The sequence below is a fragment of the Fibrobacter sp. genome (genome assembly GCA_024398965.1).
GTDB lineage: Bacteria > Fibrobacterota > Fibrobacteria > Fibrobacterales > Fibrobacteraceae > Fibrobacter.
On sequence record JAKSIF010000041.1, the window covers coordinates 1 to 20,144 of the forward strand.

A 20,144-nucleotide genomic window follows, 5' to 3' on the forward strand; every position below is an offset into this window, starting at 1 on the left:
CTGCAGCGCTTTGGGCTTCAAGTTCGCCAGAGGTTCCCAGGATGTCCGTAAGAGATCCAAAGACTTCGCTGAGGTTTGCAGGGATAGAAGAGACTGCTTCAATGAATGCAGCCTTGAGATCAGGAGCTCCATCTTCCTCTTCTTCTGCAGGGCATTCATCAACACCTGCGATGAGAGGCTTTTCTGCAGCAACGGGTTCGGCGGGAGGTTCTGCACTGGATCCTTCGCTAACGCTCAGGATGACGTGGGAGGAATCGCTCAGAATGACGCTAGAATCGGAAGCAGTACGGTCAGTGGCCGCAATGTCATCCTGGGCTCTATCGCTTCGCTCCAGAGTGACGCTGGAGTTTTCGCTCGGAGTGGCGCTAGAATCGGAAGCAGTACGGTCAGTGGCCGCAATGACATCCTGGGCTCTATCGCTTCGCTCCAGAGTGACGCTGGAGTTTTCGTTCGGAGTGATGTTTGAGGAATCGCTCGGGATGACGCTGGAAGCATCACTCTTCGGAGCCATGGAGTACAGAGAGTTCATGGTGCCGATCACAGCTTCCTTAGCCAGCAATCCGGTAAAGAGGGAAACGGATGCGGGCCAGTTGTCTTCTTCCACACCAAAGGGTTCAAACACAGGGGTAATGGCCTTGCCCACAGAGGAGAGCAAGCTGTTTTCAGAGTCTGCGTTGCCGGCAGTAAACTTGCCATCCACATAGCCGAAAGCGTTGAGGAAACCAAGGACTGCCACAGCAATGGTAATCACCTTACCGGCGCGAAGCACATAGTCCTTCAGCTTCAGCCAGGAATGGATCAGCAGGGACTTCAACTTGGGCAAGTGATAGTTAGGCAATTCCATCACAAAGTTGCTGGATTGGCCCATAAAGAGGGACTTCTTCAGGAACAAGCCATAAATGATGGCGAATAGAATACCGACCAGGTAGAGGGCGAACACGATGGTTCCCGCCTGTTTTCCAAAGAAGGCTGCTGCGAACAATGCGTACACCGGAAGGCGAGCGCCACAGCTCATGAAAGGTACCAGGAAAATAGTGAGGAAACGTTCGCGCTTGCTTTCGAGAACACGAGAGCCCATAATGCCCGGAACGCCGCAACCAAAGCCCACCATCATGGGAACGAATGCACGACCCGGCAAGCCCAGGAATCGCATAAAGCGGTCTGCTACAAAGGCGGCGCGAGCCATGTAACCGGAGTCTTCCAGGAAGGTCAGGCACAGGAACATGAAGAAGATGACCGGAATGAAGGTAGACACCGTCTGGATACCGGCGCCAACACCATTTGCAAGAATTGCAGTAACCCAAGCCGGTGCACCGATAACGTCGGAGAGCAAGTAGCCGAGACCATCTACAAAAACAGCACCGAAGAGCACATCGAAGAAATCGATGAAAGCACTACCGATAGTCACTGCAACCCAGAATACCAGGTACATGACTACCAGGAAGATGGGCAACGCCAGCCAACGATTCAGAAGAATGGAATCCAACTTATCGGAATGAGTCTTCTTGGAGCGATTGCCGACAATTACTTCGGAAGCGATTTCGTGAGCCATGCTGTAGCGGGCATCGGCCATGACGAATTCAGATTCTTCACCCAGTTTGGCAGAAACGTCCTCGCGATTCAGGGAAACGCCGGCTTCTGCAAACTTATCGGCATAGCTGTTGCTATTGCCCAGGTACATGAGGGAAACCCAACGGGGGTCCGCATCCAGCATCTTTGCCACAGGAGCTACCTGAGGTTCCAATTCCTTCACAACGGATTCAACCTTGTCACCGTACGTGAGCTTAGCCGGAATAGCAATTTGGCTAGAGATAACATGGGCCATCTGGCTAATGAAATTGGTAATACTCTTTTCGCTCACTGCAGAAAGAGGGATTGCGGGCACCCCGAAACGCTTAGAAAGAGCTTCAAGGTCAATATGGAGGCCACGCTTTTCGGCAATGTCCATCATGTTCACAGCAATGACCATGGGCTGCTGCATATCCACCAGCTGTGAAGTCAGGAACATGTTACGTTCCACATTGGTGGCGTCCATGATATTCACAATCAAGTCGGCTTCACGGGTCAGCAAGAAATCGACGGCGGCGCGTTCATCTTCGGAGTTGGCGAAGATGGCGTAAGTACCGGGAAGGTCCACCACGCGGATGTGGCGGGCACCCAGATCAAAATAACCTTCCTTCTTTTCGACGGTAACGCCGGGCCAGTTACCCACACTCTGGCGGGAACCCGTAAGGGCATTAAATAAAGCAGTCTTACCGCAGTTAGGGTTACCTGCAATAGCAATAGTAAACGGTTTCGGTGCCATTGTTACACTCTCTTCAAATTCAATACGTTGCCTTCTTCCCTACGCAAGGAAAGGCGGTAGCTTAAGACACTCACTTCGATGGGATCGCCCAAGGGAGCAACCTGCATCACTTCCAGAGTCACACCGCGCACAAGGCCCATGGAGAGCAACTTGGACTTGTATCGGGCATCGCCATCGTTGTAGCCAACGATTTCGACCTTGTCGCCCTTCTTCAGTTCAGAAAATTTCGGTTCGGCATTCCACTTCTTGGTGGACTTGGGAGAACCGCAGCCGCAATTACAGCTCATTACTTACTCCTTGCAACCTTGGGCTTTTTAAGGCTTGCAGTTACAGTGATATTGGAAGGCTTCATGAAGTCTTCAATTTTTGACAAAGTCTCAGCGGACAGAATATGTTCCATGCAGCAAGCGTCCTTATCGGCAATGGCTTCGGAAACACCGAGACGAATTAAGAATCCTTTCAGTAGGATGTGACGGTTCAGGACATCAGCTGCAGCCTTCTCCCCTGCTTCCGTCAGTTCCACACCACTATAGGGCTCCTGGGTGACCAAGCCCAGCTTTTTCAATTCCAGGATGGCCTTTGCCACAGAAGGCATTTTCACGGAAAGAGCAGCGGCGATATCCTTGACACGGGCGATACCGTGGGCCATACGTAGCATATGAACCATTTCCAGATAGTCCTCTAGACTCTGCGTGAGTTTGGTGTGTTCGTTTTCCATTGTTACCTCTTTTTTGTTAGCCGAGACTAAAAATAGTTAACTCAGGCTAATTAGTCAAGGCTAATTTCAATAATTTTTAGTTATGGCTAACTTTTTGCTTTAAAATTCAAAAATGAGAAGGTTTTCACCACCCCATTTATACCAGTTTCTCTTTACATCCCAATAAAAACAAACATTCTTTACTAACTTGTACTTATAAAAGAACATTTTGCTCGTAGAGCATCTTATAAGTTGGAGAAAATATGAAAAGTTCACTTTTGAAGATTATCGCTGCAGCAAGCATCACTTTTGCAGCATTCGGCTTTGCACAGGAAGACGACGAATGGCCTCAGGAAGAATCTCAAGAAGAAAGCGTCCAGTCTGAAGAACAGGACAATGAAGCCGAAGAAGCTCCCGCCACCGCACAAGCGGAAGAGCAAACTAGCGCCCCTGAAAAAGCACAAGACAATGTTCAGGAAAATTCCAGCAGCAATTCTCAGGCCTATGCAGAGAGCGAATCTGAAGCCTACGAGTCCCCTGCTAAGAAGGGTCCCAACTTCAGCATCGGTGCAAAGGTCGCCTTTAATTACGGCATGATGTTCGGCTTTGACGAACAGGACGACGAAGTAGACGAAGATCCCTCCGGTATGGGTTTCGAAGCCGGTCTTATGGGCCGTATCGAAATGGTGAACAACTTCTACTTTGCACCGGAAGTCAACTTCAGTTACATCAAGTCCACCCACAACTACAACGAAAGAGAACGTTCCTATACCACAATGGCAATCGAGATTCCCCTGTTGCTTCGTGGTGTTCTTGCTGAAAGAATTTACCTGACTGCAGGTCCCCAGATTTCTATCGGTATTTCCAACGAAGTTGAAATCAAGGACAAGGACGTGGACTACGGCGATGTTCCTGAATACATGAAGGACAAGATTGACCCCAGTTCCTTTGAATTTGGCATTGCTGCAGGCGGTGGTTACAACGTCGCAGACCGTTTCTTTATTGACCTACGCTGGTACATGGGCCTTACCGAACTGTTCCCGGATGTAGCTGTTATCGGTGACGACATCGTGCCCAAGAATGAAGAATGGTACGAAGTAGATTCCGGCAAGAAGTACACCGGAAGCCGTTCCATCATGAACATGGCTGGCGCCAAGATGATGAAGTTTAAGATCGGTATTAGCTACTGGTTCATTTAATCCGTCGGGGGCGATGGGAGGTTAAGGTGAAGTTACTGCGTCATTTCGGTGTGGAGAAATGCATGCCCATTCTGACCACAGAAGGCATGCGCGGTCTCGATAACGATACAAAGTCATTCTACGCACGTGGGAACGGCTTTGGAAACTATGCTCACGATGTATCTCCGGTTGAATCCGGATACGCCTTGATGAAAGAAGCCGGCCAGGCTCTTTTTGACCACGTAAGGAATATGCTTCCCGAAGATTGCTACGGAGTTTCCGTAGCTATCTTTGTTGGAGGCGGAAACAACGGTGGCGACGGTCTTGTTCTGGCAAAGCTGATGCTAGAAGCAGGAATCCACTGCGTTGTCTATTCCGTAGCCAAGGCTGAGACCTTCAAGAACGAAGCCGCATTCGCCTATGCCGATTTCAAGAACGCCGGCGGCAAACTGATTTCTACTGCCGGCGGGTTGCCGCAAAATCCCAACTTCGCCCTGGTGGTAGACTGCCTGTTAGGAAACGGAGCCTCGGGCGAACTTCGCCCTGCTTTTGCCCAGATAGTAAGCACCATCAACAGCTGGGGTATTCCCGTACTTGCCGCCGACGCCCCTACGGGATACGACTCGTCACAGCACAACATTGGTTCCGTTTGCATTAACGCTACAGAGACCATGCTTTTCGGCATGCCTCGTCTTGACGCTTACTGCAAACAGACGTCCAGCGTATTCGGGAAGGTGACGGTCGCACCCCTGAGTTTTCCTGCGGATCTTATCTACAGGTACAATCAAAACCTGTACCTGATTAACGAAGACGTAATACCCGCACTTCTGCCCGAGCGCTCCGAATCCGGAGAGAAGCGCGACCAAGGTACCGCCCTGATTATTGCTGGTTCCGGCAATATGACCGGGGCGGCAGCCCTATGTACCGAAGCCGCCCTACGCAGCGGCGCAGGACTTGTAACCCTGGCAACGCCCAAGGCTATACTTCCTGTTTTACAAAGCAAACTTTCCGAGCCAGTATTCTGCGGTCTTGGCACAAACGACTGCGAAGCCTTATCTATCGTACATCTGCCGCAACTGCAGATTGCCGCCAGCCACGCCAAGGCGGTAGCTATTGGACCAGGCCTTGGAACAGACACGATCACCCAGGACGCCATCCGCATGTTCCTTACCGGTCTAAACGTTCCTGTGGTTGTTGACGCAGACGCCATCAACGCCTGCGGCTCCGCATTCTTCTGCATGGAAGGCGGACCTGCCAATGCCATTATCACGCCCCACAAGCGCGAATGGGAACGGAACTTCGGCCCACTGCCCACAAATGAATTTTACTATCCGGAATACCTTCGTCAATTCGCAACACAATTCAACATTACGATTCTGCTGAAGGGTTCCCCCACTTACATAGCTCTTCCCGATGGACGCGTCTACATTGTCCCGGCGAAAAATTCCGGCATGGCCAAAGGCGGCAGCGGAGACGTTCTTACAGGAATCATCGTATCCCTTCTTGCTCAAGGCCTCCCCACAGGTGAAGCCACTGTACTTGGCGCCCTGCTGCACCAAAAGGCAGGCCGCCTGACTCGAAAAGATTTGGGCGCCTATTCCATGCAGCCCAGCGATGTCATCGACCATTTGCATCTTGCTTTCGGCTAACGGGAACTCAGCCGACCATCACATTATTTTTTCTACATTCAAAGTATGGCCGAAAAGACTTTACTACTTCTTGATTCCTACGCTCTTGCGTTCCGCATGTTCTACGCCTACAGCCAGAACCCGCTGAAAAACAGCAAGGACGAAGACGTATCCATGATGCATGGCTACTGGGGTGCAGTATTGCGCATTCTTGCAAAGCACAAGCCGACACACTTTGCCATCGCCCGAGATGTAGCACACACCAAGACTTTCCGCCACGAACTTTACCCCGACTACAAGGCCAATCGCGGCCCCATGCCCGAAGAAATGGCAGCCCAGATGCCGTTGCTTGGCGAAAGCCTTGCCGCCAGCGGAATTCCACTTTTGTCGGAGCCCGGCTACGAAGCCGACGACGTAATGGCAAGTACCGCCGTAGCTGCCGCAGAGGCAGGATTTGACCGAATCCTTATCATCAGTAAGGATAAGGACATGAGCCAGATCGTAAACGACAAGATTCACTTGTTCCATTTGGAAAAAGGCGCCGACGGCATTGATTTCGGCCCGGAGCAAGTCGTTGAAAAGTACGGTTTGCCTCCTGAAAAAATTCGCGATTACCTGGCATTGATGGGCGACGCCAGCGACAACGTGCCAGGCGTCCCGAAGGTTGGCCCTAAAACCGCCATTACCCTTCTTGAAGAATATGGCGACATGGACAACATTTACGCCAACATCGATAACATCAAGAAGAAAGGTTTGCATGACAACCTGGCAAACAACCGCGAACAGGCATTCCTGAGCCGCGAACTTGTAACCTTGCAGACCAAGCGAGCCTTCAGTGGAAACCTGGACGCACTGGAATACAACGGCATTCACGTGGACACCTTGGCAGAAATGTTCAAGGAACACGAAATCAACAGTCTGTTGCGTTTGCTGGAGAACATTCCCAGCAAGACAGGGTTTGTGAAGGACGGATCCAACGAAGAAGGTGCCGCAGAAACTGCAGAAATTGCACGCGCAGACTTTGACCTGCCGAAAGATGTTCTGCCCACCTACATTTGTGTAGATTCCAACGAAGTCTTCGAACAGATGAAGGCAGAATTTGCGGCATCTAACTTGATTGGCGTTGATACGGAAACCGACGGCCTTGACCCCATGCAATGCAACATCGTGGGATTGTGCCTAGCTGCTGTTGACCCCACCGAGGATTCGGCTGAGAATAGCGCGGCCACCATAAGCAAGGGTTACTACATTCCCTTGAATCACACCGACGAAATCGGCTTCCCGCTCCCCGCGGGCAAGAACGGAAACTTCGATGCAAACCTAGTCCAGAACTGGTTCATCGAATTCTGGGACGAGAAACACACCTTCGTTTTCCACAACGCAAAATTTGACCTTCATGTTTTGGCACGAGCATTCGGCTTGTCCATCGCTCAAATTGAAAAGGCAAACATTGTAGACACCCTGATCGCCGCCTGGATGCTTTCTCCGGGTGCCACAGGACTTGGCCTTGACAACATGGTGATGCAGAAGCTGCAACACGAAATGATTCCCATCGAGAATCTCATTGGCCGCGGCAAGAGCCAGATTACCTTCAACCGCACCCGCGTTCCCGAGGCCACCGAATACGGCGCCGAAGACGCGGTTTACACATTGCGTTTGTGGGCACCCCTCCAGAAGGAACTTCAGAAACTGGACTACGAAAAATATTTCTTCAACCAGGAAATGCCTTTGCTGAAAGTTCTTTTCCAGATGGAATCCGAGGGCATCGCCATTGACGTTCCCACCCTTAAGCGCTTGGAACAGGAACTGCAGCGCCGCATTGAGAATCTTGAAAAAGAAATCTGCGACATGGCCGGTTGCGAATTCAATATCGGAAGCCCTAAGCAGTTGGGCGAAGTCCTGTTCGATACCCTGGGCCTGCCCGAAATCAAGAAGCGCAGTACCGATGCCGCCGTTCTGGAGGAACTGAGTTTCAAGACCGCCCACCCCATCGTATTCTCAATCATTGAGTACCGCGAACTGAAGAAAATGCAAAGCACCTACATCTCGGTGCTTCCCACCCTGGTGAATCCCGAAACCAAGCGCATTCACACCAGCTTTATCCAGTGGGGTACAGCAACGGGCCGCTTGAGCAGTCGCGATCCCAACCTGCAGAACATTCCTGTCCGTAGCGACTTGGGCAAAAAGATCCGCGCTGCATTCGTCCCGCAGAATCCGGACAACGTCATTCTCGCCGTAGACTACTCCCAGATTGAATTGCGCATGCTGGCGCACTTGAGTGGAGACCAGGCTCTCATCGATTCTTACAAGAATGGCATCGACATTCACGCCCGCACCGCGGCGGCGATTTACGGTGTACCTCTGGAAAACGTCACCAGCGACATGCGCCGCGACGCCAAGGTGGTGAACTTCGGCGTACTTTACGGCATGACCGCCTTCCGCCTCAGCCGCGACCTGAAAATTCCCATGGGCCAGGCCAAGGACTTTATTACCGGCTACTTCGACATGTACCAGGGCGTTCAAGACTTTATCGAAAGCACCAAGGCAACAGCCCACCGCGACGGTTACGTAGAAACCCTTACAGGCCGCCGCCGCTACATCGCAGGCATCGATAGTTCCGACCGCATGGAATCCCAGATGGCAGAACGCATGGCCGTGAACACTCCCGTGCAGGGCAGTGCCGCCGACCTCATCAAGATTGCCATGATCCGCATCCAGAAGCGCATCAACGACGAACAGCTTCCCCTCCGCATGATGCTCCAGGTTCACGACGAACTTGTATTTGAATGCCCCAAGGACCGCGTCGAGGAACTTTCTGCCATGGTAAAATCCGAAATGGAAAACGCCATGCAGCTCCAGGTACCGTTAGTCGCCAGCGCCGGTTTCGGCGAAAACTGGCTTATTGCACATTAACCCATTGAACCAAGCCCAAGCGCACCCACCCCAAAAGAGGAAAAAAATGGCAAACGAACCCAAGAAGAAAATGTCCCCGAAAGTCGCCATCGCCTTGATTATCGGCTTGCTGGTGATCTGCAATGCCATCGTGATTATTGGCAGCCAGATGGCTCACTAGCCTTCGCGAAGATAAATTTAAGCGACTATTGTACAGCCCCGTCTATCTCGACGGGGCTATTTTTGGCATATTCACAAGACACTTAGTACACTACTTCGTTTTTTATTGACATTTTATCAATATTTTTGTAAAAATTATGTTATAACAACGCAATTTCTCAAATTTATATTTCTTCCCGTTGTTATGGGAGTTGTTATGAACACACTTTTAAAACGGACAACCATGTCCAAATTTTTAGCTGCCCTTTCCGCAGCAACCATGTCTTCTGCCTTCGCAGCAGACCTACCTACCGCCCAGCAAATCTTTGAAAAAATGGGCTTAGGCATCAACATCGGAAACACCATGGAAGTTCCGGGGAATCCCACCCTCTGGGGAAACAAGTTCCCTACAGAGGCTTACATCAAAGGCGTTAAGGCAGCAGGCTTTAACACCATCCGCATCCCCTGCGCCTGGGACTCCCACGCCACAAACAGCGTCATTAACGAAAGCTGGATGGACTCTGTCCAGACCGTGGTGGACTACAGTGTCAAGGCAGGTCTCTACACAATTCTGAACATCCACTGGGACGGTGGCTGGCTGGAAGAAAACCTGAAAGACGACAAGAAGACCGAAGTCAACGCCAAGCAGAAAGCCTACTGGACCCAGATTGCAAAGCGGTTCAGGGACTACGACGAAAAGCTTCTTTTTGCAAGCGCCAACGAACCCGCCACTACAGACGGAAACTACAAGAATGAATCCAAGATTCTTCAAGGTTACCACCAGACATTCGTAGACGCCGTGCGCGCCACCGGCGGCAACAACGCCAGCCGAACCTTGATCATCCAGGGTCCCTCCACCAGCATCGACCGCTCCGTGGAAGCCTACCCCGCAAGCATGATGCCTAACGACGTTATCGCAAACCGCATGATGTTTGAAGTGCATTACTACGATCCGTCCCCCTACACCATCGTAGGCGAGCCTGTCAACTGGGGCGCCATCGTGGAACCGCAATACTACTGGGGCGAGGAAAACTACGCCACCGGCGCAGACATCGTCCACAACTGCGGCTACAATCCGTGGGGAAACGCCATGGGCACCCCCTGTAGCGCAAACGACATGCAGGTGGCTTTCAAGAAAATGAAGACCAACTATGTGGACAAGGGTATTCCGGTCATCATCGGCGAATTCGGCGCCAACGACCGACTGGGCATTCTGAAAGGCGACGACTACAAGCGCCACCGCAAAGGCCGTATCGGCTGGTACAAGGCCGTAGCCCAGGCTGCCTTTGACAACAAGGTGGTTCCCATCGCCTGGGATACCGGTCACGAAGGCGAGAACCACATGACCATCATCCGCCGTCAGTCAGATCCCGATGGATCCGTCTTTGACCCGGAAGTCATGAACGCCATGCGAAATGTCTATGGCATGCCAAACCTTGACGGAAGCAGCAATCCGGTCATCAGCACCGATACGGACAAGTCCATCAAGGCAGAATTCACCATTGCAGACAGTACATACGGTCAAATCGAATTTTCCAGCGTTCCCAAGGACTGGAGCAAAATTTCCAGCGTCTCTATTCGGGCATTCTTTGACGGAACCATTTCCAAGGTAGGTGACGACTACGGCTTTATCGCTCCCAACTTGGTTACCATGGACGGCGCCGACTGGAACTGGCAGGAAGCAGGCCTCGGCGAAGTCGAGCTGGGCACCTGGAACACCTATGAGGTCAAGGTCGCTACCACAGGAGAAAGCGGCAACAACCTGATGGTTCCGGGCAACCCCACAAACATTGTCTTCATGGGACTGCAGATGTACACTCTGGGTTACACCGGCAACGTCTATGTGGACTGGATCATCTTCAAGAATACCGACGGCTCTGCGGACACCCTGGACTTTAACCTGGTCGGAGCCAAGAACGTTGGCGGAGGCATCACCGCAAAGTCCTTGGTAGCGACCGAAAGCGTCAAGGCAACTACGACTGCAATCAAGGCTATCGCAAAGAAGCAAGGGCAGCAAAGCCTCACACGCCAAGGCAACATGCTGGTGGCTCAGGGTACACGAGCCTCTATCCGACTGTTCGACCTGAACGGCAATTTAGTCCGCGAAGTTCGTGCCCTTTCCAGCCAGGCGACATTGAGTCTCGCCGGCCTCAACAAGGGCATGTACATCGCCAAGAGTGCTGGTCATACCCTGAAGGTCAACATCAAATAAGCTTTCTTCTCAAAACCAACGGAAGGCTTCCCCTAAAAGGGAAGCCATTTTTTATCAATCACTCCCCAAAAATGCACATCCTACGCTTTTTGTTAATTTTCATTTACATTTGTTGAATTTTTCACATCATTTATTCTTGACTTCGCCATATTCCCTGTCCAAAGAGCCCTTTTCGGTATAAATTACCTTTTGGATGTGCAGGTCCTTCGTGTTTGGTTACGCGAAGGGATTGTTTGGTGGACCGATATCGACTTCACGTCACGACGGAAACTGTAAAGGACCATTATGAAAAAATTGATGTTTGGGGCAGCGCTTGCAGGCGCTTTGACAACAGCCGCATTTGCCGATCTTCCCACCGCAGCACAGGTTCAGAAGAACATGGGCATGGGTTACAATATCGGAAACTCCATGGAAGTGCCAAATGATCCTACCGGATGGGGCAACCCCTATCCCACCCAGGCCTTGCTGGACTCCATCAAGGCAGCAGGCTTCAACACCGTCCGTATTCCCTGCGCTTGGGATTCCCATACCCGAAACGGCGCCATCACCGAAACATGGCTCGACTCCGTTAAGACTGTCGTGGATTACGCCCTACGTAACGAACTGTACGTGGTGCTTAACATCCATCACGAAGGTGAAGGTGGCTGGTTCCAGACCAAGATGGCAACCACCAAGAACACCACTGTCGATAACAAGATGAAGACTTACTGGACTCAGATTGCCAATAAGTTCAAGAACTACGACGAGCATCTTCTTTTTGCAGGTGCCAACGAACCGGGCGAAGGCCAGCAGGGTCTCACCTGGACAAGCCAGCACGCCCAGGTTCTCATGGGCTATTACCAGACCTTCATTGACGCAGTCCGCGCCACCGGTGGCAACAACGCCACCCGTACCTTGATTATTCAGGGTCTGCAGACCGATATCGACAAGTCCGTAGAATTTGCCCCCACAAGCATCTTCCCCAAGGACAATGTTACTGGACGACTCATGTTCGAAGTGCATTTCTACGGCCCTTACCAGTATGTGCTCATGACCAGCTCCCAGAACTGGGGATGCCCCAACGGCGACATTCAGGTGCAGTACTATTACGGCGATTACCAGAAGCCTAGCGATCCAAAGCACAACGCAGGCTACAACTGCTGGGCCAACTCCATCGACAAGGACCAAGCTAGCATCGGTTTCCCCAACGCCCAGTTCGCCAAGATGAAGTCCAACTATGTTGACAAGGGCTACCCTGTCATTATCGGTGAATTCGGATCCCTGTACCGTTCTCCGGAACTCTCCGGTTCCGACCTGGAACTGCACCGCAAGGGCCGTATCCAGTGGCACAAGGACGTTGTAACCGCAGCAAAGAACTACGGCCTTACTCCCATCGTCTGGGATATGGGTAACGAAGGCGCCAGCTACGACAATATGGCCTACATCCGTCGTCAGACCAACAAGTTTGGCGGCAAGATGGGACAGGTTGTAGAACCCGAAATCATCAACGCCATGCGCGGTGTTTATGGTCTTGGCACCTACGTAAACAAGGGAGTCTCCCACAACGAAAGCCTGATTCCGGGCAACACCCCGATTCAGAACTCCAGCAGTTCTGTAGTTCCTGCGTCTAGCAGTTCCATCGCACGTTCTTCCTCCAGCGTGGTGAAGTCCAGCTCCAGCGTTTGGCAGCCCGTCAGCTCAAGTTCCGTTAAATCCAGTTCCAGCGTAACTCCGATTTTCTCTAGTTCCAGCGTCGCACCGATTGTTTCCAGCTCTAGCCAGACGCCCACTATTTCCAGTTCAAGCAACAACATTACCAACTGCATTGGCGGAAATTACGAAACCAATTGCATAGAACCACCGGTCTCTTCCAGTAGCGACCAGCCCACTTGCGACGCCCTAATGCCGGAATGCGGCTACACCGAACTCGAACTCTGCGTAACTTACCATCTGAAGGAATACTGTCCACCTTGTGATGCTCTTATTCCTGAGTGCGGATACTTCGGGGAAGAACACAATCCTTGGAACATCGGTTCAGTCCCGCAAGTAGCAACAGCTACACTGATCCGTCAGGGCAACCTACTTATCGCTCAGGGTTCCAGAGCAGAAATTCGCCTCTTCGACCTGAACGGCAACCTAATCCGCGAAGTTCGCGCCCTTTCCAGCCAGGCGACATTGAGCCTCGCCGGCCTCCATCAGGGAATGTACATCGCCAAGAGCGCAGGCAATACACTGAAGGTCAACGTCAAGTAATTCAAAATTCGCGTTTTTCGCAAATATCCGCAAAATTCCTCGATTTTAGCTTAAAATCCGGCCTTTTTAGGTCGGATTTCTTTTTTTATTGACGAAAACTTTAGTTTACATTTGTTGAAACCTTTGCACCACAATTTTAAGCAAAGGAATGAAAAATGCCCCATAATCATTATCCAGGATTTAACTTTATCCCTGGTTGTTTGGTTTTTATGGGTTGGTAAACGGGAATTTTCCCGCATTAGGAGTACAAATGAATTATTCTAAGCTTTTGGGCCTTACCGCAGGCCTCGGCCTCATGGCAAGCGTTTCCGCCTTTGCCGCATTCCCCAAGTCTGCCGAATTGGTAGAAAAAATGGGTTTTGGTTTTAACATCGGCAATTCCATGGAAGTGCCTAACGACCCCACTGGCTGGGGCAACCCCTTCCCCACCAAGGACCTGATGGATTCCATCAAGGCTGCTGGTTTCAATACAGTCCGTATTCCTTGCGCATGGGATTCCCACGCTCCGGGCGGAGTCATTACCGAAACCTGGCTGGATTCCGTTAAGACCGTTGTAGATTACGCCATTGAAAATCAGCTCTATGTAGTGCTGAACATCCATCACGAAGGTGAGGGTGGCTGGTTCCAGACTCACATCGACGAAACCGTAGATAACACCGTCGATACAAAGATGAAGAACTACTGGACCCAGATTGCAAAGAAGTTCGCCGCCTACGACGAACACCTGATCTTTGCCGGCGCCAACGAACCGGGCTCCAACCTGGGCGACAAGTGGACCGCAAACCACGTTGCCACCTTGATGCACTATTACCAGACCTTCATCAACGCCGTTCGTGCCGTTCCTGGTAACGAAACCCGTACCCTCATCATTCAGGGTCTGAACACCGACATTGACAAGTCCGTCAAGAGCGCACCTGTTTCTGTATTCCCCAAGGATACCCAGGAAGGCTACCTGATGTTCGAAGTCCACTACTACGATCCGTACCAGTTCACCCTGATGTTCGAAGAACAGGACTGGGGCGCACCGGGTGGCGAAAAGATTATCCCGCAGTTCTACTACGGTGCAGAGTTCCTGGGCACCGACCCGAAGCGTAACGCAGGTTACAACGCATGGGCCGGTTCCGTGGATCAGGCTTACTACACCGAAAAGCATGTAAACACCCAGTTTGCCAAGATGAAGACCAACTACGCCGACAAGGGCTATCCGGTTCTCATCGGTGAGTTCGGCGCCAACATCCGTACCCCGGACCTGGACGGTGCTGATCTCGAAAAGCACTTGAAGGGCCGCGTTCAGTGGCACAAGGATGTAGCCGCAGCTGCAAAGAAGTACGGAGTGGTTCCTGTTCTTTGGGACATGGGCAACGAAAGCACCAGCGGTTACGATAACATGGCCTATATCCGTCGCCAGTCTGCCCCCGTGGGCAAGGTTGTTGACGCAGACGCCATCAACGCTATCCGCGAAGCCTTCAATCAGACCCCCATTATCGGCGGCGGCACCACTCCTGTAATTCAGGCTGGCGACAAGGCTCTCCACGTGACTTACAAGACCCTTCAGTCCGACTCTTCCGAAGCTGGTACCGTCCGTATCGACTTGGGCGGCAAGGACTGGTCTCAGTACACCGCAATTTCCTTCGACATGCGCGTGGCTGGCGAAATCGCAGGCCCCTGCATGGACAAGACTCGTGAAGGTTGCGATGAGTACGGCTGGGCAAGCGTTTCCCTCTTCAACATGTCCGGCGAATGGGACTGGAAGGAAGTAAGCTTGGGCAACGTCGAAGACCTGGGCATCCTTGACAACTACAAGATCACCCTCGGTGACAACGGCCTGGCAATTACCGATCCTACCGACATGAAGGCTATCGGTCTCAATGTTTACGGTACCCAGTTCACCGGCGATATGTACCTGGACAACATGCTTCTCTGGAAGGCCGACGGTACTGTGGACACCCTGAACAACTTCAACAAGAAGGGCGCAACCTACGGCGGTATCGCCAAGGGCACTCTCATTCCGGCAAACGCTACCGGTAGCTGGGACAATGTAACCAACCCGGGCAGCGCCATCAAGCCTAGCGTGACCGTGGCCAAGATGTCCGTTACAGTTCAGCAGGGCCTTGTTAACGCCACCTTCCACTCCCCGAGAGCAACTCAGGCTAGCGTTATGCTCCTGAACAGCCTTGGCCAGGAAATTGCATCCAAGCACTTCACCGCCATGCCCGGCGCAAACAACGTTCAGTTGATGGCCGACTACCGCGGTGCAGCAATGCTGGTTGTTAAGCAGGGTGGCCAGAAGTTCGTCCAGAAGGTTATTCTCAAGTAGAATAAAATTCTCAACACGAAAATCCAAAAAATCCATGATTTTTTTAGAAAAAGTCCGCCATTCCGGCGGGCTTTTTTACGTTTTTCGTTTAAAAACGCCATTTTCTTGTTGTTGAGAATTTTACACCGCAAATTACATCAGTAGGTTTAAAATAAGGTCCATTGTCCCGTCAGAAGTATAGATTACCTATGAATAAACGTAAGGAGTTGTTTATGGTTTTGAAGAATCTTATTGGACTCACCTGCGCATTCGGCCTCGCTGCCACCAGCGCATTCGCCCTTCCTAAGGCAACTGACCTGGTTGCCGACATGGGCCTCGGCTACAACATCGGCAACACCATGGAAGTTCCGGGTAACCCCACCGCTTGGGGCAACGATTTCCCCACAGCTGAATATGTAAAGGCCATCAAGGCAGCCGGTTTCAACACCGTCCGTATCCCTTGCGCCTGGGACTCCCACGCCTCCAACGGCACCATCAACGCCGGCTGGCTGGACTCCGTAAAGACCGTCGTCGACCTCGTAATTGGCGAAGGCATGTATGCCATGCTGAACAGCCACTGGGATAACGGTTGGCTGGAAGACCACGTTTTTGACGACAAGGGTTATGACAAGACTGGCGAAGTAAACAGCTCCGCAGCAACAGTCGCCGCCAAGCAGGAAAGCTACTGGAAGCAGATCGCAACCAAGTTCGCCGCCTATGACGAACACCTGATTTTTGCATCCGCCAACGAACCAGGCGTGAACGATCCGTGGAACGGTGGTGCTGATAATGGACAGTGGGCTTTCGACGAAAACCGCATGAAGGTTCTCAAGCAGTTCCACGAAGCATGCCTTAAAGCAGTCCGTTCTACCGGCGGCAACAATGCGACCCGTATCGTGGTCGTCCAGGCTCCTCGTACCGAAATTGAAAAGGCCCCTCTCCTTGCCGCCCAGTACCCCACTGACCCGGCTGGCGCAGGCTACACCATGGCAGAAATCCATTTCTACCCCTACCAATTCTCCCTCATGACCGGAGGCGACGAAGACTGGGGCAAGATGTTCTATTACTGGGAAGACAAGACTCCGGGTACAGACGCTGCTCACACTTGCAAAAACGGCGCTCTCGGTTCCAAGACCTCTATCGATGAACTTTTCGGCGGTCTCAACACCCAGTTCGCAAGCAAGGGTATCCCTGTTGTGATCGGTGAAATGGGTGCCGTCAAGCGCCTCGATGTTCTTTCCGGCGCAAACCTCAAGTCTCATTTGGAAGCTCGAGCTGCATGGTATGGTTATACCGCAGCATCTGCAAAGAAGAACGGCCTCATCCCCTGCGTTTGGGATACCGGTGACGAAGGCAACGGCAACTTTACCATCGTCCGTCGCCAGACCAAGAAGTTCGGCGGTAACGTCGGCGACATTACCGACTACGAAACCCTGAACGCCATGCGTGCCGCATACGGCATGACCGCTATCGAAGGAAACTCCATCGACGCTCTCGTAAATGCAAGCCTCGATGAAAGCAACAAGATGCTCGAAGTTACCTACAACACAGTCACCAGCGACTCCAGTGAAGTGGGAACACTCCGTTTCAATGTCACCAGCAAGAACTGGTCCAACTACACTGCAATTTCCTTCCAGGCAAAGATCGATGTAGAAGCAACAGGTCCAGTAGACGATGTCACCTGGATGACTTTGAGCCTGTTCGCCATGAGCGGCGATGATTGGGCATGGAGCGATTACAACTTTGCCGCAAGCGATCTCGATGCTGGCTGGGCAACTTACACTGTAACATTGGATGCTGACGGTCTCGACATCGAAAACAAGGCAGCTGTCAACGCATTCGGTTTCAACCTCTACGGAACTCAGCTCAAGGGTAAGATTGACTTCGACAACATCCGTTTGATCAAGGCTGATGGTTCCGCCGTTGTTCTTGCAGACTTCGACAAGAAGCTGGGCGCAGAAACCGATGGTATCGCAAGCGCAACCCGAGTCACCTCCACCGCCCCGAATTCTGGTACCTCCGCCATCAAGCCGGCTGTTGCAACTGCAGGCAAGATGTTCGTGAACGTCCAGCAGGGCTTTGTGAACGCAACCTTCTCTGCAAAGGGTAACGTTCAGGCCAAGGCAATGCTCATGAACACAATGGGCCAGGTCATTGCAAGCGAATGCTTCATGACTCGCTCCGGCAACAATACCGTTCAGCTGAAGGCAGAAACCCGTGGCCCCGTAATCCTCATGGTTAAGCAGGGCAGCCAGGTTTACAGCCAGAAGGTGATCCTGAAGTAATTTAAGGCGGTTAGCCGCAGTTCCTGACTGCAGCCTTGCAAATCATTCCGCGCAGGATTTAGGAGTGTGTTCCTGCCGGAATAAGCAATCCTCGACTGCCATGCAGCCGGGGATTTTTTGTTGATTGATTTTCATCACAAAAATACAGTTCACCTTTTTTATCCGGTTCAGGGGTCACATTTTTAGGTAGTTTATAACATGTAAAAATGCAGAAGGAATTCTCCATGATCTTCCACAAATTTTTCAGCATTTCCTGTTGCCTCGGTTTCCTATTCAGTGCAGCCAACGCACTTCCAACCGCCAAGGAAATTTTTACCAAGATGGGCATGGGCTACAACATCGGAAATACCCTGGAAGCCCCCATGAACCCCACCAGCTGGGGTAACGAATTTCCAACCCAGGAGCTGATTGACTCCGTCAAATCCGCAGGCTTCAACACAGTGCGCATTCCCTGCGCCTGGTACAGCCATTCCAACGCCATCGCCGTAGATTCCAACTGGACTCTCTACACGCCTGATGGAGACGAGAACACCATTAACGCCGCCTGGCTGGATTCCGTAAAGACCGTCGTTGACTATGTCATCAAGCAGGACATGTACGCCATCATCAACATCCACTGGGACAACGGCTGGCTGGAAGACCACATCGGCACTTCCGTAGACGAAAAAATCAACGCCCGCCAAAAGGCCTACTGGGAGCAGATCGCGGCCAAGTTCAAGGACTACGATGAACACCTGCTGTTCGCTAGCACCAACGAGCCCGGCGAAAGCGGCGACGGATTGAAGCAGGACAATGCAAATACACTGAAGGCCTATCACGAAACCATGATCAAGGCAGTCCGCAGTTCCGGCGGCAACAACGCCACACGCACCATCATCGTGCAGGCGCCCGACACCGACGAAAACAAGGCACACAAGTACCTGAAGGGAAACTTCCCCGCAGACCCCGCCGGCACAGACTACATGATGGGAGAATTCCACTTCTACCCATACACATTCGCCCTGATGGAAGAGGATGCCAGCTGGGGCAATACGGTGCGTTACTGGGGCGAAGACAACTACTCCACCACGGACGCTGCACACAATGCGAAAAAGGGAGCATACGCCAGCCCCGAATTTGTGGATTCCGTTTTTGCCATGCTAGGTGAAGACTTCAAGGATTTCCCCATGGTCATCGGTGAATTCGGCGTCATCAAGCGCCTTGAACTGAAAGGTGAAAACCTGCGGTTGCATTTGAAGTCGCGTGCTGACTATTACGGACGCATTGCGGAACTTTCAAAAAAATATGGTTTTGTGCCCTGCATCTGGGATACCGGTGACGAAGGCGACAAGAACATGACCATCATCCGCAGAAACAAGAACCGCGGCATCCTGGATTACGAAAGCCTGAACGCCATGCGTAGAGCTTATGGCCTAGACACACTTGCAGGAAACTCCATTGACGCCTTGGTAGAAAAGAGCCTAGACAACAGCGACCGCGAAATGAAGGTAACGTACAAAGCCCAGAGCGACACCGCGGAAACAGGCACTCTCAGCTACGGATTTGCCGCCCAGGATTGGAGTCAGTATACGGCCATGTCCTTTGACATCAAGTTCAGCGGAACTAGCAGTTCCTGGTCCACAGTCACCCTGTTCAACATGTCTGCAAACTGGAAATGGAACCAGGTAAATCTGGGAGACTTCAAGGATTTTACTGGAGAATGGCAGAACATCAAAATTTCCTTTGACGGTTCCGCCGATCCATCCATCAAATTCGAGGACATTACAAAAGTGGTGTCCCTCGGCATCAACGTCCAAGGTGTTGAAGTAGATGCAACTCTTGAATTGGACAACATCGTCTTGTGGAAAGAGGACGGCACCAAGGTGACGTTCATGGACTTCAACGACAACAAGGAAATGAAATGCGAAGGAATTGCCGTGGGAGGTTTGGCTCCCTCCACCGCACCAGGCAACGAAACAGGCCCTAGCGCCATCAAATTCCGCCGGGCCATGGCCAACGCATTCAGTTCAATCCGTTCTGGTGCAGATGTTCCTGGATTCCACATGATAAATATCCAAGGGCAACAAAAAACAAGCTTCCGCGGCCCCGCCATACTTATCATGAAGCAAGGCAAGCAAGCTTACAGCAAACAGGTAATCTTGAAATAGCCCTTAATCCAGGCTGAAGATTTCGCTAAGCTGGCTATCGTCCATATCGGCAAGCCAAGTCTCGCCGGTGTTCACCGTCATCTCGGCTATGGCCTTCTTGCTTTCCAGGAGGG

11 protein-coding genes are annotated in these 20,144 nt (G+C 51.8%); 8 read left to right on the forward strand and 3 right to left on the reverse strand.

Annotated elements, in window-relative coordinates:
* From feoB to MJZ26_12095, 3 genes are all read right to left on the reverse strand, one after another.
* Positions 1 to 2,305 (reverse strand): ferrous iron transport protein B (feoB, locus tag MJZ26_12085; GenBank protein ID MCQ2106517.1); only part of this gene is annotated, 2,305 nt, incomplete at its 3' end.
* Between the two features lie 2 nt (positions 2,306 to 2,307).
* Complete coding sequence (locus MJZ26_12090) at positions 2,308 to 2,592, reverse strand: ferrous iron transport protein A (GenBank protein ID MCQ2106518.1); 285 nt, start codon at positions 2,590 to 2,592, stop codon at positions 2,308 to 2,310.
* Positions 2,592 to 3,023, reverse strand: a complete 432-nt coding sequence (locus MJZ26_12095; GenBank protein ID MCQ2106519.1) for a DtxR family transcriptional regulator — start codon at positions 3,021 to 3,023, stop codon at positions 2,592 to 2,594. Before MJZ26_12095 ends, MJZ26_12090 begins: the two co-directional genes overlap by 1 nt.
* A gap of 242 nt (positions 3,024 to 3,265) precedes the next feature.
* On the opposite strand from MJZ26_12095, the gene MJZ26_12100 reads away from it, so the two are divergent.
* The 8 genes from MJZ26_12100 (at position 3,266) to MJZ26_12135 (ending at position 20,031) form a co-directional block, all read left to right on the forward strand.
* Positions 3,266 to 4,201, forward strand: coding sequence for an outer membrane beta-barrel protein (locus tag MJZ26_12100; GenBank protein MCQ2106520.1), 936 nt, complete (start codon positions 3,266 to 3,268; stop codon positions 4,199 to 4,201).
* Between the two features lie 26 nt (positions 4,202 to 4,227).
* Positions 4,228 to 5,829: an NAD(P)H-hydrate dehydratase gene (locus tag MJZ26_12105; GenBank protein MCQ2106521.1), complete on the forward strand. Its 1,602-nt coding sequence runs from the start codon at positions 4,228 to 4,230 to the stop codon at positions 5,827 to 5,829.
* A 45-nt stretch (positions 5,830 to 5,874) separates the two neighbouring features.
* Positions 5,875 to 8,721, forward strand: a complete 2,847-nt coding sequence (gene polA, locus MJZ26_12110) for a DNA polymerase I (GenBank protein ID MCQ2106522.1) — start codon at positions 5,875 to 5,877, stop codon at positions 8,719 to 8,721.
* A gap of 382 nt (positions 8,722 to 9,103) precedes the next feature.
* Positions 9,104 to 11,071: a cellulase family glycosylhydrolase gene (locus MJZ26_12115; GenBank protein MCQ2106523.1), complete on the forward strand. Its 1,968-nt coding sequence runs from the start codon at positions 9,104 to 9,106 to the stop codon at positions 11,069 to 11,071.
* Between the two features lie 285 nt (positions 11,072 to 11,356).
* Positions 11,357 to 13,303 (forward strand): glycoside hydrolase family 5 protein, encoded by a 1,947-nt coding sequence (locus MJZ26_12120; protein ID MCQ2106524.1) that lies wholly within the window; start codon positions 11,357 to 11,359, stop codon positions 13,301 to 13,303.
* 250 nt (positions 13,304 to 13,553) lie between these two features.
* Positions 13,554 to 15,620: a glycoside hydrolase family 5 protein gene (locus MJZ26_12125; protein MCQ2106525.1), complete on the forward strand. Its 2,067-nt coding sequence runs from the start codon at positions 13,554 to 13,556 to the stop codon at positions 15,618 to 15,620.
* 212 nt (positions 15,621 to 15,832) lie between these two features.
* Positions 15,833 to 17,884 (forward strand): glycoside hydrolase family 5 protein, encoded by a 2,052-nt coding sequence (locus tag MJZ26_12130; protein ID MCQ2106526.1) that lies wholly within the window; start codon positions 15,833 to 15,835, stop codon positions 17,882 to 17,884.
* 206 nt (positions 17,885 to 18,090) lie between these two features.
* A complete protein-coding gene (locus MJZ26_12135) occupies positions 18,091 to 20,031 on the forward strand; it encodes a glycoside hydrolase family 5 protein (GenBank protein ID MCQ2106527.1) in 1,941 nt (646 codons plus the stop codon).
* The last annotated feature ends 113 nt before the right edge of the window (positions 20,032 to 20,144 follow it).

Excerpts from the sequence above, each read along its gene's own strand:
- MJZ26_12090 (MCQ2106518.1), bottom strand. The coding sequence starts at position 2,592 with ATGAGCTGTAATTGCGGCTGCGGTTCTCCCAAGTCCACCAAGAAGTGG.
- MJZ26_12095 (MCQ2106519.1), bottom strand. The coding sequence starts at position 3,023 with ATGGAAAACGAACACACCAAACTCACGCAGAGTCTAGAGGACTATCTG.
- MJZ26_12100 (MCQ2106520.1), top strand. The coding sequence starts at position 3,266 with ATGAAAAGTTCACTTTTGAAGATTATCGCTGCAGCAAGCATCACTTTT.
- polA (MCQ2106522.1), top strand. The coding sequence starts at position 5,875 with ATGGCCGAAAAGACTTTACTACTTCTTGATTCCTACGCTCTTGCGTTC.
- MJZ26_12115 (MCQ2106523.1), top strand. The coding sequence starts at position 9,104 with ATGTCCAAATTTTTAGCTGCCCTTTCCGCAGCAACCATGTCTTCTGCC.
- MJZ26_12120 (MCQ2106524.1), top strand. The coding sequence starts at position 11,357 with ATGAAAAAATTGATGTTTGGGGCAGCGCTTGCAGGCGCTTTGACAACA.
- MJZ26_12125 (MCQ2106525.1), top strand. The coding sequence starts at position 13,554 with ATGAATTATTCTAAGCTTTTGGGCCTTACCGCAGGCCTCGGCCTCATG.
- MJZ26_12130 (MCQ2106526.1), top strand. The coding sequence starts at position 15,833 with ATGGTTTTGAAGAATCTTATTGGACTCACCTGCGCATTCGGCCTCGCT.
- MJZ26_12135 (MCQ2106527.1), top strand. The coding sequence starts at position 18,091 with ATGCAGAAGGAATTCTCCATGATCTTCCACAAATTTTTCAGCATTTCC.